This window comes from Rhodococcus sp. 05-2255-3B1 (assembly GCF_002258545.1).
Classification (GTDB): domain Bacteria; phylum Actinomycetota; class Actinomycetes; order Mycobacteriales; family Mycobacteriaceae; genus Rhodococcoides.
Genome location: NZ_NOZC01000007.1, coordinates 458,181 through 470,929 on the forward strand (window position 1 = coordinate 458,181; position 12,749 = coordinate 470,929).

The 12,749-nt window shown below is 65.6% G+C and carries 12 protein-coding genes; 2 read left to right on the forward strand and 10 right to left on the reverse strand.

Annotation, left to right across the window (positions count from 1 at the left end; all coding sequences use genetic code 11):
- The first annotated feature begins 52 nt into the window (after positions 1–52).
- A complete protein-coding gene (locus CH249_RS06475) occupies positions 53–1,621 on the forward strand; it encodes a TM0106 family RecB-like putative nuclease (RefSeq protein ID WP_094646467.1) in 1,569 nt (522 codons plus the stop codon).
- A gap of 40 nt (positions 1,622–1,661) precedes the next feature.
- Here the strand turns inward: CH249_RS06475 and CH249_RS06480 are convergent, their stop codons facing one another.
- The 9 genes from CH249_RS06480 to CH249_RS06520 all read right to left on the reverse strand — a co-directional run bounded on the left by CH249_RS06480 (position 1,662) and on the right by CH249_RS06520 (position 10,281).
- Positions 1,662–2,429 carry an SDR family NAD(P)-dependent oxidoreductase gene (locus tag CH249_RS06480; RefSeq protein ID WP_032397116.1) on the reverse strand — a complete coding sequence of 256 codons (768 nt, stop codon included), beginning with the start codon at positions 2,427–2,429 and terminating at the stop codon, positions 1,662–1,664.
- 116 nt (positions 2,430–2,545) lie between these two features.
- The gene (locus CH249_RS06485) at positions 2,546–3,385 is read right to left on the reverse strand and encodes a carbohydrate ABC transporter permease (protein ID WP_032397117.1); all 840 of its coding nucleotides are present in this window, start codon (positions 3,383–3,385) and stop codon (positions 2,546–2,548) included.
- Entirely contained in the window at positions 3,382–4,323 is a 942-nt protein-coding gene (locus tag CH249_RS06490; protein ID WP_094682370.1) for a carbohydrate ABC transporter permease, read from the reverse strand. Before CH249_RS06490 ends, CH249_RS06485 begins: the two co-directional genes overlap by 4 nt.
- Complete coding sequence (locus CH249_RS06495) at positions 4,320–5,615, reverse strand: ABC transporter substrate-binding protein (RefSeq protein WP_094682369.1); 1,296 nt, start codon at positions 5,613–5,615, stop codon at positions 4,320–4,322. The genes CH249_RS06490 and CH249_RS06495 overlap by 4 nt, the downstream gene beginning before the upstream one ends.
- Before the next feature lie 88 nt (positions 5,616–5,703).
- Entirely contained in the window at positions 5,704–6,720 is a 1,017-nt protein-coding gene (locus CH249_RS06500; RefSeq protein WP_094646356.1) for a hypothetical protein, read from the reverse strand.
- The gene (locus tag CH249_RS06505) at positions 6,717–7,901 is read right to left on the reverse strand and encodes an ATP-binding protein (RefSeq protein WP_094682368.1); all 1,185 of its coding nucleotides are present in this window, start codon (positions 7,899–7,901) and stop codon (positions 6,717–6,719) included. The genes CH249_RS06500 and CH249_RS06505 overlap by 4 nt, the downstream gene beginning before the upstream one ends.
- Positions 7,902–7,934: 33 nt before the next feature.
- Positions 7,935–8,639, reverse strand: a complete 705-nt coding sequence (locus tag CH249_RS06510; protein ID WP_094682367.1) for a TMEM165/GDT1 family protein — start codon at positions 8,637–8,639, stop codon at positions 7,935–7,937.
- Between the two features lie 207 nt (positions 8,640–8,846).
- On the reverse strand, positions 8,847–9,374 hold the full coding sequence (locus CH249_RS06515) for a peptidase (protein WP_094646358.1): 528 nt from the start codon (positions 9,372–9,374) through the stop codon (positions 8,847–8,849).
- 283 nt (positions 9,375–9,657) lie between these two features.
- Positions 9,658–10,281: a superoxide dismutase gene (locus tag CH249_RS06520; protein WP_045197953.1), complete on the reverse strand. Its 624-nt coding sequence runs from the start codon at positions 10,279–10,281 to the stop codon at positions 9,658–9,660.
- A gap of 260 nt (positions 10,282–10,541) precedes the next feature.
- Here CH249_RS06520 and CH249_RS06525 point away from each other — a divergent pair, with 260 nt between their 5' ends.
- The gene (locus tag CH249_RS06525; RefSeq protein ID WP_254923918.1) at positions 10,542–11,681 is read left to right on the forward strand and encodes an acyltransferase; all 1,140 of its coding nucleotides are present in this window, start codon (positions 10,542–10,544) and stop codon (positions 11,679–11,681) included.
- 95 nt (positions 11,682–11,776) lie between these two features.
- Here CH249_RS06525 and CH249_RS06530 read toward each other — a convergent pair whose 3' ends face one another.
- Positions 11,777–12,712, reverse strand: coding sequence for an LLM class F420-dependent oxidoreductase (locus tag CH249_RS06530; protein ID WP_032396472.1), 936 nt, complete (start codon positions 12,710–12,712; stop codon positions 11,777–11,779).
- Positions 12,713–12,749 lie beyond the last annotated feature (37 nt).

The following is a 12,749-nucleotide window of genomic DNA, read 5'->3' on the forward strand; positions in this document are numbered from 1 at the left end:
GGCTGACCTAATGTCTTGAAGTGTGAACGGTCGACGAGCTCCTGCACCCGTGCTGCTCGATGCCGGATCGTTGACGCGGTGCAGGCACCGGCTCTATCTCGACACCGCGTACGGATCGTTGCTGCGCGGTGAACCCGAGAACCCAGGGGTGCGGCAGCGTCGAGAAGCAGCTCAGGCCCACCGGGAGAACATCCGCGCGCAGCTGGCCGTGGACGATCCGATGCTGTGGACCGAGATCGACGAGCCCACCGCCCGAGACGCTGCCGACGCCACCGTCGCCGCCTGTCGGGACGGAGTGGAACGCATCTGGAACGCGATACTGCCCCTCGAACGCGACACCGGTAGACGCGGGCGCAGCGAACTGCTCGTCCGCGACGCGTCCGGCGGCTACATCCCGGTGATCGTGGTCAACCACAAGGTCACCGACCCCGGCCGCGGCGCGCGCACCACCCCGCTCGATCGATGGTCTCCGGCGATCGACGAGACCCGCAAGGTGCGCAGCCAACTCCGCGACCAGCTCCGGCTCGCTCACCTGTATCGCATGCTGGCGCACGAGGGCCTGGCCACGGCCACGCCCGTCGGCGGCGCGGTGGGCTACAAGGGCGAATGCATGCTGGTGCACGATCTCACCTCGGTCCTCGACGAATACGACACCCGCTTCGCAGACCGGCTCTCGGTGGCACAGGGCACCGCGTTCACTGTTCCCTCCCAGGTCAGTGAGTGCCGATCCTGTTCGTGGTGGTTCGACTGCAAGCCGCAACTCGAGGCCGTTCGTGACGTTTCGCTGGTGGCCTCCGGTTCCCGCGCAGATGTGCTGCGCAGCGCGGGCGTGCGCACCATCGACGAGTTGGCGCAGTGGACCGGCCCGGCACCGGAGGAGTGGCCTTTCGGAAACTTCGACGACGCCGTGTCCGCGGCACTGGCCTGGCGAGCCGACGTGCCGTTGCTGCGGCGCTCGGAGACCGTGACGGTGCACCGCGCCGACGTCGAGGTGGACGTGGACATGGAGAGCTATCAGGAACACGGCGCGTACCTGTGGGGCACGCTGCTCACCGAAGCGGGTGGCCCGCCGCCGACCTATCGCGGCTTCGTCACCTGGGATCCGCTGCCGACCGTGGACGAGGGCCGCTCGTTCGCGGTGTTCTGGACGTGGCTGATGGACACCAGAGCCGACGCGGCCGCGCGCGGCAAAACCTTTGCCGCGTACTGCTATTCACGGCAGGCGGAGGACAAGTGGTTGCTCGATTCGGCCCGCCGCTTCGCCGACGTTCCCGGGGTGCCCACCGAGGCGCAGATCCACGAGTTCATCGACAGTGAGCAGTGGGTCGATATCTACCAGGCCGTGAGCGATCAGTTCATCTGCCCGAACGGCAAGGGACTGAAGAAGATTGCGCCGGTCGCAGGATTCGCGTGGCGTGACGACGAGGCCGGCGGCGAGGCGTCGATGGGCTGGTATCGGGAAGCCGTCGGATACGACGACGAGCCCGACCACACGCAGCGCGAGCGACTGCTCGTCTACAACGAGGACGACGTTCTGGCCACGAAAGTGTTGCGCGAGTGGATGTCCGACCGTGCGGAGAAGGAGATCCCGACGGTGGCGGACCTGCGCGCTCGCGCGTGACCCCGCGTCGATCGGCGGGGCCACGCGGAGTGGGCAGTGGTCAGCGCGGAGCCATACGGATCGCACCGTCCATGCGGATGGTCTCACCGTTGAGGTAGTCGTGCTCGGCGATCATCTGGACCAGCTGCGCGTACTCGGTGGGCTGAGCCAGGCGCGACGGGAACGGTACCGACGCCTCGAGGCCCTGACGGTATTCCTCGGTGACGCCTGCCAGCATCGGGGTGTCGACGATGCCGGGCGCGATGGTGTTGACGCGGATGCCGACCTGCGCGAGGTCGCGGGCAGCGGTGATGGTCATCGCGTGCACGCCGCCTTTGGAGGCGGTGTAGGCGATCTGGCCGATCTGGCCCTCGAAGGCGGCGACCGATGCGGTGTTGATGACGACGCCGCGCTGGCCCGCATCGTCGACTGTCGACTGCGACTGCATCCGGTTCGCGGCCAGCCGCATCACGTTGAACGTGCCGAGCAGGTTGATGGTGATGACCGTGCGGAACAGCTCGAGATCGTGCGGTCCCTTCTTGGACAGGATGCGGCCTGCCCAGCCGACGCCTGCGCAGTTGACGACGATGCGCAGCGGCACACCGGATGCGACGATCGTGTCCAGGGCGGCCTCGACCTCGGCCTCGCTGGTGACGTCGGCGGGCAGCAGAGTCACCCCGGCCGGGACGCTGTCTCCGGCGCGCTCGATGGACTGCGGCAGATCGAGCCCGAACACGGTGACGCCTGCGGCGGCCAGACGAGCGGCCGTTGCGGCACCGAGGCCCGACGCTCCACCGGTAACAAGTGCTGCTGTTCCTGAAATCTCCACGTCGTACGATCCCCTTCGCTCACGGTGGCGGGCCGCGGCACAGGCAGCGACCTCGTAGTCGCTTGCACCATAACCGGCGGGACACCTCACCCACCTTCAGGCACCCTGGATGGGACCTACTTGATCCCGCTGCGAGCGAATCCGGCGATGAAGTACTTCTGGAAGAACAGGAACAGCAGTGCCATCGGCACGACGTTGATCAGTGCGAACGCCATCGTGGCACCGTAGTCGCTGTTGGCCTGGCCCTGCAGGTACAGCAGGCCGATGGGCAAGGTGAACAACTCGTTCTCCCGCAGCGCGATCAGTGGCCACGCGAAATCGTTCCACGATTGCAGCAGGCTCATGAAGGTGAGGACAGCGATCAGCGGTCCCGACAGGGGCAGCACGACGCGCCGGAAGATCTGCCAATGCCCGGCACCGTCGAGACGCGCCGCCTCCAGCAGCTCACGCGGAATGCCGAGCATGAACTGGCGTGCGAGGAACAGCCCGAACGCCGACGCCGAACTCGGCAGGATCACCGCCCAGTACGTGCCGTACAGGCCGAGGCCGACGACGATGCGGAACAGTGCCACCATGATCACCTGCACGGGCAGCACCAACGTGGCCAGCGCGATGAAGAACAATGGCGTCGAGAATCGAAACCTCAAGTGCGCGAACGCATATCCTGCAAGCAGGCTTGTGACCACGGTGATGATCGTGACCACGACGGCGATGGCGATCGAGTTGCCGAGCCACGTCGCGACCGGGAACGAGTCGAACACGCGAGTGACGTTCTCCCACGTCACCTGGCGAGGCCACAGGCGCAGTTCGCCGCCGCCCAGCAACTCGCCGCGAGTCGAGAACGCCACGGCGAGCATCCAATACAGCGGAGCGACGGTGATCAGGCCGATGACGGCGATGACCACCGTGCGCAGTACCAGTGCCCGGCGAGCGGACGCGTTCCTCGGCCCGCTCATTCGACCAGATCCTTCGTTCGACTCGCGCGCCACTGCGCGGCGGCGAAGACGAGGGCGAACAGGAACAGCACCATGCCGATCGACGCGGCGTAGCCCTGATCGCGGGTGACGAAACCCGTCTCGTAGGCGTAGGTGACCAACACCGATGTCGCCCCGCCCGGTCCGCCGCCGGTGAGAACGAAGACCAGATCGAACACCTGGAACGAGTAGATGACGTTGAGCACCAGCAGGAAGAACGACGTCGGACCCAGCAGCGGAACCGTCACGTTCCGGAAGCGTTGAAATGCGTTGGCACCGTCCAACCGGGCCGCCTCGTACAGATCCGGCCCCAGACCTTGAAGGCCGGCCAGGTAGATCAGCATGTTCAGCCCGGTGCGCCACCACACGGTGGCGATGACGATCGACGCGAAAGCCGGCCCCGGAGAGGACTGCCAGTCGATGGCGGGCAGACCGAGGAATCCGATCAGGTTGTTGAGCACACCCGAGTTCTGGTCGAACACCAGAATGCCGATCAGGCCGGTCGCCACGCCGGAGACGGCCATCGGCAGGATCACCAGCGAGCGCCACAGCGGCCGGGCGGGCAGCGCGGAATTGAGCAGTACGGCCGCGATCAGACCGAACAGCATCGACAGCGGAGTGACCAGCGCGGTGAACAGCAGCGTATTGATCAGCGCCCGCCAGAACAGCGGATCCTCGACCAGGCGTGTGTAATTGGCCGCCCCGACGAACTCGCCTGCACCGAATCCGTCCGTTTGCTGCAGGCTGACGACGAACGCGGCGACGAGGGGAACGAGCACGAACACGGCCAACAAGGCGTAGCTGGGGGCGAGAAACCCGGCGGCCGCGAACGCTTCTTTCCTGGCCCCGGCGCGCTTGGTCTTGGTTTTCGGCCCGGTCTTGGTTTCGTGCCCGGCCTCGGTGATCGGTGTGGCCGTCATGCCCCGGTGACCTCGGCTATTCCGCTCTGCAGCGCGGAGACGGTGGCGGCGGCGTCCTGCGACCCCGCGAAGGCGAGATCGAGCTGCTCCTTCAGAACCGGAATGATCGCGGACATCGACGGCGATGCCACCTGCGCTGCATCCTGCGGCTGCACGGTGGTCGCCTGTGCCGCGAAGATCGGGGCCAGCTCCGACCGGATGTCGAACTCGAGGTCGGAGTTGAGCAGGTCGGTGCGCGTCGGCAGCAGTGAGGCGGCCCTGCAGAAGTTGCGCATCTGCTCCTGCTGGGTGACGAACTCGAGGAACGACGCCGCCAGCTCCGGCTGAGAGGTCTGCGACGTCGCCACCAGTGCGTTGCCGCCGAAGTCGCCGCCGCCCCGGCGATCTCGCGGCGCATAGGTGGCCGTCCAATCGAAACTGGCCGTGGCATCGGCGTCGGGCAATTGGAACGCACCCGACCAGACCATGGCCACCGACTGCGAGAACCAGGCCTCGCTGGCGTAACTCGACGACGCGATGGTGTTGTTGGCCGGCACGTAGCCCTTCGAGAAGAAGGACGACGAGAATTCGACGGCCCGTCGAGCCTCGTCGGAGTCGATCAGTGGCGTCTTCTGGTCCTCGGCCAGGAAGGATCCGCCGGCCTGGAACAGCAGGCTGAGCCAGCGGGTGACACCGTTGCCCTGCCAGTTGTAGGCCCATGGGTACTGGTCCGCCGGCAGCGAGGAACGCAGTCGGTCACCGATCGACGCCAATTCGTCCCATGTCCAGGCGTCGTCCAGAGTGGTCGGAACCGAGTCGATACCGGCCTGCGACAACAGGTTTCGGTTCACCAGAATTGCCGAGGTATCGGTGTGGTGCGGCAGGCCGTAGGGAATTCCGCCGTTCTGCACCGCAGCCCACGCCGTCGGCGTGAACTGATCACGTGTGTCCGACGCCAACAGCGGCGACAGATCCAGCAGTTGGCCGCGGCCTGCATACGCGCCGAACGTGTAGTACGGCACGCGGAAGATGTCGGGCGGATTGCCCGCCTGGAGCTGGGCGTCGATGTTGGTGAACATCTGCTCGTACGGCACCGCGTTGAGGGTGATCGTCGACCCGGGATTGGCCGCGTCGAACGCGTCGATCGAGGCTCGGAAGCCGGCCAACTCGGCGTCGGTTCCCCACGTGGTGAACGTCAGCGTGCCCTCGGCCTGTTGCGACGGGCTGGACTTGACGAAACCGCACCCCGCCAGCAGCAACGGCACTGCGGCGGCACCGGATCCGATCAGGAAGGATCGACGATCGAGAGGCATTGCTGGGCTCCGTTCATCGGCTGCCGGTGCGGCAGACCAACTGGTCCGCCGCAGGGTAACCACGACGGTCTGCGCCCAAACCCGGCCGTCAGCTTCGGTTGCGCCCGGTGTGGTCGTACTCGACTCGGTGTGCACCGTCGCCCAGGTCGTCGAGCAGAATCGTCGCCGCCACGGGGCGGCCAGGAGGTAGGAGCCGGACCGTCACCGCGCCTGCTTCGGCGGCATCGAGTGCGCTCGACGCGGCGGCCACGATGCGTTCTCGGGCGTCGTCGTCGAGAGCGTTCGGAGATCGGTCGTCGAGCAGCATCACCTCAACCCCGCGGGCCCGCGCAGACCTGGCCGCGCGAGCGAGGTCGGGTCGAACCAGACCCCGGGCGCGCAGGGTGTCGCGAAGTTCGGCTTCGAGCAGCCGACACGCGAGGATCTCCTCGTCGGTGGGATCGGGACCGTCGGCGATGCGCTGCAGCAGCGGACGGGCCAACGCGTCGAGACTGGCCAGCCGAGCGTCGCGTTCCTCGAGAACTGCCGCCGCGGCAGCCTGGGACGCGATGCGCACCGTCGACTGCCTGCGCAGCTCGAAAATTGCCGCGGCCAGCGGACGGATGGTGAACGCGAAGAACGTCGCCATCAACAGCGGCGCGATGTTGATGGCGCTGAACGAAAGTCCGTACAGAAATCCCTGACCCGTCACCACCGCCCAACCGATGGCCACGGACATGGTCAGTGTCAACCCGACCCACGCGGCCAGCGTCCGACCGCGGACGCACATGAAGGTGTAGATCACCAGTGGCATGCCCAGCGGCCACGTCTGCAGGCTCCCGTTCAGCGGTACCGGCACCACTGCGAAGACCAGGGCGGCTGCCACCGGGCCCGATAGGGTCATCAGTACGGTCGACCGCAGGCTCGGTGGGTCACCCGGCGCGCTGAGCAACAGGATGACCGCGGCCGAGAGCGCCAGCACCGCCGCGTATTCGGGCCACACCGCGGACACCCCGGTCAGGGTCGTCGATGCACACACCAGGCACGCGAGGATGAAGAATCCGGCAACCGCATATGCAGCTGCCGACTTCATCGACAGCAGATCGCGAACGTCCTCGCCGTTCATCGCTTCCAGCCCAATCGCACGATGGTGCCTGCGGCGGAGGACACGATGTCGGCAGATCCGCCGTCGAGCTGACGCATCCGGCCCTCGATGCTGACGGCGACGCCGAGTCGGTGGGGCGGCACCGAGCGTCGATCGAAGCCGATGCCGTCGTCCATCACGGTGATCTCCACCGTCGACGGAGCCAGCCGGGCTGTGACCGACCGTTTCGATGCCTGTGCGTGAATCAGACTGTTGCGCAACGCTTCGGCCAGTGCGGCAGCGATGGCTCGTACTGTCTCGACCGGGTACTGCTCCGTCCGCTCCAGCAAGTCGTCTTTCACGGTGAATTCGATCGACTCGTCGACCGTCGTTGCGGCAGAACGGAGCTGAGCCAAAACCTCATCGGCCGAGAATGTTTCGAGGACGATGCCCGTGGTCAGGTCATCCAGATGTATCAGAGCCGAGCGGGCCTGACGCGCCAGGCTGGGCGTGCGGCCGTGGCGAGTCACGGCGAGCAGTGAGGACATGACCTCGTCGTGGATCAGCGCGTCCAACCGTTCGCGCTCGACCTCGCGCGCGGTGGCCGCAGCCGCCCGGGCTGCGTCGTCGTGTGTCGTCGAGATCGTGGCGTCGAGAATGCGTCCGGTACGTACCGCGGCCAGTGTTGCGGCGACGAACACCGTGCAGAACATCATTGCGAAGCAGATCTCCGCGATGATGTTGCTGCGGGGGAACGGTTCTCGCACAGCTTGATTGGAGAGCTGTACGAGAGCGACGCTGACGGTCATGTGAACGAACGCCGGGACGGGGTGCCACACCGTCGCAGCAGCAAGTGCCGCCACGCCGGGAAATGCCGCGAGAAACGTTCCCCCCTGATCGAACGTCACGCCGTCCCAGGCAGTCCACCACAGCGCGGCCATGACCGGGAACGCCAGCGCGGCGATGGATCCGGCCGTACGAATCACTCCGATGCTGGGGTGAAATGTGGAGGCCGCGAAGGCGAAACCGGTGCCGAACACGACGGCCACTGTCGTCGGGGTCCACCACCCGGGAACGACGTTTCCGGTGCGTGCGATATCGGGAATCAACAGCAGCAGGTACGCCCCGTAACCGACACCGACGAATCGGCCGGTGATTCGGATCAGCCGATCGGTCGAGTGGTGCGCCGCATCGGTCGTGCTCACCTGCTGGTCGTCGTCCATGCACCCCTCCCGGGAGAGGAGTGTAAACCAAGGTCAGGCGCGTTCGATGGTGGTCTGCTTCTCCGATTCACGTGCGGCCCGGGTGCGGGAGCGTCGAACGAACACGGCGACGACGACGGCGGACATCACGACAACCGCTGCGGCAGCGATGTACGGGGCTGCGGTGCCCGGCATCAGGCCCTCGAAGAACAGGACGGCACCGAAGACGAAGAACAGGATGGCCGCGCCGTACTGAATGATGCGTTCCGGCAAGTGCTTTCCGAGCACTGCGCCGACCACGATGGCGAGTGCATCTGCCGCGACCATGCCGACCGTCGAGCCGATCCACACGCCGACCCAGTCGTTGTCGGCCGCGAGAGTGACGGTGGCCAGCATCGTCTTGTCGCCCAGCTCGGCGAGGAAGAACGCCGAGGCGATCGCGAGGAACGCGGATTTGGTGACCCGGGAGGCTTTCGCGCCCTCGTCGTCGGACAGGGAATCGCCGCGCAGCGTCCAGAGTCCGAAGATGACGAACGCGACGCCGCCGACGATGGAGATCAGCTCGGTGGGAATCGACACCCCGAGGAAGTGGCCGACCGCGACCGAGACCAGGTGCGCGACGGTGGTGGCGACGGTGATGCCGCCGATGACGACGTACCACTTGTAGCGCAGGGCGAATGTCATGGCCATGAGCTGGGATTTGTCACCCAGCTCGGCGACGAAAATGACAGCGAAACTCAACAGTAATGCGGACAGCACAGAAGACTCCTCGGTCGTCGAACGGACCGAAGGTCTCGCCCACCGGAAGAACCGGTTCAGGTGCCGGGTCGCAGTTTTACGACCAGTATGTCGACACGTTGATTGGGGGCTACTCCCCTTCGCTGCAGACGACTTTAAGTGCCGTTTCGCGAATTGTCCAATGCGCCAATAAGTTTGGGCACCCGAAAAATCGTGTGCGGGGAGCGGTCAGGAGGCGAGGAGCATTGCCAAAACTGCGGTGTCGGGATCGGTGATCGGATCGAGGCCGACCCGGCTGACCATCGAGGTCACGGTGCCGTCGGATTCGGCCTCCACCCACGCCGCCCGGTGATCGAGGCCGAGATGCGGAAGACCGGGGAGCAGAACGCAGCCGGACGCCGCGCCCGCACACTCCGGGAGTGTCGGTGTCGTCTCCGACGGTGGATGCAGCATCAGCAATGCGGCGGGTTGCTGCGCGGCGAACCGTCCGGGAGCCAACGCGAAATCTCCGATCACCGGACCCTCGGCGACGACCAAGCCGACCGTCCCCGGCGCGGGGTCGTCGGGCAACTCCTCCCGCACCCCGAACACCGTCGACGTCGCCAACAGGCCCGGCATCGAGGCCACCCGCACGGCGAGGGCCAGAAATTGTGCCCATTCCTTGGTGGTGTCCGGCCAGCGGCCGGAGATCACGAATCCGCGCAGCAGACCGGCGGCGTGAAAAGGCGAGACACCGATGAGATCTCGATCGTCCATTGCGCATTCCTCCCAGACAGGTACAGGGCTCGAAGCCGGGTACACGACGTTGGGTAGGAAGAGAATGACGTGAAAACGGCTGGCACACAAGATGGGGAGAGTGCCAGCCGAGACGTAGCCGCCCCCTGCTCTGCCGGGCATTCGCGATGCTCGACCACGGTATCGCCTCTATTCGGGCGATCCCTGCGGCAGCGAAGACATGACTCGTTCGACGAGACAGGGCCACCGCAATGGATGCGGTGGCCCTGTCTCGCAGTTGTTCGACTGTCGGCGATCTCCTCGGTTACGGGAAGATCAGACCCGGGGTCTTCGACGTCGCGGCCTCGAAACGAGCCTGGACGTCGGCCCAGTTGACGACGTTCCAGAACGCCTTCACGTAATCGGCCTTGACGTTCTTGTACTGCAGGTAGAAGGCGTGCTCCCACATGTCGACCTGGAGCAGCGGGATGATGCCGAGCGGCACGTTGGCCTGCTGATCGTAGAGCTGGAAGGTGAGCAGCTTCTTGCCGAGCGAGTCGTAGCCCAGAACTGCCCAGCCGGAGCCCTGCAGGCCGTTGGCGGCAGCGGTGAACTGTGCGCGGAACTTGTCGAACGAACCGAACTGGTCGTCGATCGCGGCAGCGAGCTCACCCTCGGGCTTGTCGCCACCGTTGGGCGAGAGGTTCTTCCACCAGATGGAGTGGTTGACGTGGCCACCGAGGTGGAACGCGAGGTTCTTCTCCAGCAGGAAAATGGCTGCATGATCGTCGTTGTCACGCGCTGCGGCGAGCTTTTCGACCGCGGTGTTGGCGCCTGCGACATAGGTGGCGTGGTGCTTGGAATGGTGAAGCTCGTTGATCTCGCCCGAGATGTGCGGCTCGAGGGCGGAGTAATCGAAATCAAGGTCGGGCAAGGTGTACTCGGACACGTGGTTCCCTTCTCTAACGACGCCGTACCCATCGTGTGATGCGGGCACGTTCGTCCTACTGCGGATCATTCGTAGGGTTCAACCCAATCTCATTCCTACCCCCAGTGCAACAGTTGTAACCGAGATGCTTTTCTCGGAATAATTTCGCGTGAACGAGACAGTCGAATTGTTCGGCTGTGAATCCGCTCCGAATATCACGAAACAGTTGCGCATCGGCTGCGGATTGGTCCAATACATGAACGGAACCTAAACTCCAGGGTGTGGATGGGGACCGACCGAGCCGGAACACGGTCGACGAGTCCGTCGCCGTACAGCCGGTGATCGCGCCCCGAGTGCAGATGGACGGTGCCGACCTCCTTCGCGTCATCGCCGTCCTCGCGGTGCTCTACTCGCACATCTCGTTCTATCTGCTCGACGACGTCGGCGGCGGCTGGTGGATGATCGACGTCGTCGACACCGTCCTGATCCAGGACGCCGGCCTCAACATGCACCTGTCCTTCGTCGGCGTCAGCATCTTCATGCTGCTCACCGGCCTGCTGATCACCCGATCCGCCATGCGGCAATCGCGTCGGGACTTCATGGTCGCTCGTCTCGCCCGCCTCGTCCCGGCCCTCTGGTTCGCCATCGCGATGGCCGTCATCCTCGTCAAGCTCGGACTCAACGGAATGTTCAGCGGCCAACCCGGCATCACCAACGGGGAGGCATTTCTCAGCTTCTTCCTCGGTGGCTTCTTCCTCCGACCCGAGGTCGCCGTCCTCGGTGTCACCTGGACCCTCGTCGTGCAGATCGTGTTCTACCTCTACTGCATCTCCATGCGCGGAACGCTGCGCACCAGGCCCATCGTGGTGCCACTGGTCGGCGCAGCACTGTGCGCGCTGGTGATCGTCTACAACCTCTACCTCCCGCAGCCCTACACGATCCCGTTCCTGACCAAGGTCGCGGGCGTACTCCCGACCCTGTTCCTCGGCCAGATCATCTACCTCGGATGGGCACGACTGATCACCTGGCGATGGGTCGTCCTCGGCGTCATCGTCCAGATCGAAGTGATCCGACTGGCCATCGAAGTCCACACCTTCTGGATGGGCGGCACCTACCTCTGGACCCTGCTGGTCGTCACCGGCACCGTCCTCGTCCTCGCCCGATACGACGGACCCATCACCCGCTGGCCCGTCGTCAAGTGGATCGGCACCCGCAGCTACGCGATCTACCTGATCCACACCCTCGTGCTCTACCGCATCTACGCAACCGTCGAACCGCACCTGGGCCCCACCGCCGCCGTCCTGGCATTCCTGGCCGGCACCGCCGCACTCGCCGAAATCATCTACCGCTGGATCGAACTGCCAGCCGCACGACACATCAGCGCGCACTACTCACGCCTACGCACCCGATCCGCCGCCTGACCGAGCCCCCCATGGGCACTCAATGTGACATTCAGTGGACTTTTGGGCAGTCGATGTCACGTTGAGTGGACTCGGGCGGGTCGGTTTCTGGTCGGTCAGAGCTGCGGAAGAACCTCGGATGCGACGAGTTCGAGGTGATCGAGATCGGTGAGGTCCATGGTCTGCAGGTATACGCGGGTCGCGCCGATGGCTCCGAAGCTGCCGATTTTGTCGACGAGTTCGGCTGGGCTTCCTGCGGCACCGTTCTCGCGTAGTTCGGACACCTCGCGGCCGATGGCGGCGGCGCGTCGTGCGATTTCTTCTTCGGTGCGGCCGCAGCAGAGGACGAGGGCGTTGGAGTAGACGAGGGAGTCGGGGTCGCGGTCGGCGGCTGTGCAGGCTGCGCGGACGCGACCGAACTGGGTCTCGGTGTCGGCCAGCGAGGCGAAGGGGATGTTGAATTCGTCGGCGTATTTCGCGGCGAGTGCCGGGGTGCGCTTCTTGCCTCCGCCGCCGATGACGATGGGCGGGTGCGGTGTCTGCACCGGCTTGGGCAGCGCGGGGGAGTCGGTGACGGGATAGTGCGTGCCGGCGTGCGAGAAGGTCTCGCCGACGGGTGTGTTCCAGAGTCCGGTGACGACGGCAAGTTGCTCTTCGAGTCGGTCGAAGCGTTCGCCGAGCGGCGGGAACGGAATGCCGTAGGCCTTGTGTTCGTCCTCGAACCAGCCCGCACCGAGCCCGAGGTCGACGCGACCACCGCTCATCGCGTCGACCTGGGCGACGCTGATGGCCAGGGGCCCCGGGTAGCGGAAGGTCGCGGAGGTGACGAGGGTGCCGAGCCGAATGGTCGAGGTCTCGCGGGCGAGCCCGGCCAGGGTGATCCAGGCATCGGTGGGGCCGGGGCCGCCGTCGCCGCTCATCGCGAGGTAGTGGTCGGACCGGAAGAATGCGCCGTAGCCGAACTCCTCGGCAGCTTTCGCGACGCGGAGCAGTTCGTCGTACGTGGCGCCTTGTTGCGGTTCGGTGAAGACGCGCAGCTCTGTGGAAGTCATGTTCGCCAGCCTAAACAGCGGATTATCGGAAGCGCAG

Coding starts and splice junctions, on each gene's coding strand:
- CH249_RS06485 (WP_032397117.1), bottom strand. CDS start 3,385: ATGAGCGGGCCGAGGAACGCGTCCGCTCGCCGGGCACTGGTACTGCGC.
- CH249_RS06505 (WP_094682368.1), bottom strand. CDS start 7,901: ATGGACGACGACCAGCAGGTGAGCACGACCGATGCGGCGCACCACTCG.
- CH249_RS06515 (WP_094646358.1), bottom strand. CDS start 9,374: ATGGACGATCGAGATCTCATCGGTGTCTCGCCTTTTCACGCCGCCGGT.
- CH249_RS06490 (WP_094682370.1), bottom strand. CDS start 4,323: ATGACGGCCACACCGATCACCGAGGCCGGGCACGAAACCAAGACCGGG.
- CH249_RS06530 (WP_032396472.1), bottom strand. CDS start 12,712: ATGACTTCCACAGAGCTGCGCGTCTTCACCGAACCGCAACAAGGCGCC.
- CH249_RS06500 (WP_094646356.1), bottom strand. CDS start 6,720: ATGAACGGCGAGGACGTTCGCGATCTGCTGTCGATGAAGTCGGCAGCT.
- CH249_RS06495 (WP_094682369.1), bottom strand. CDS start 5,615: ATGCCTCTCGATCGTCGATCCTTCCTGATCGGATCCGGTGCCGCCGCA.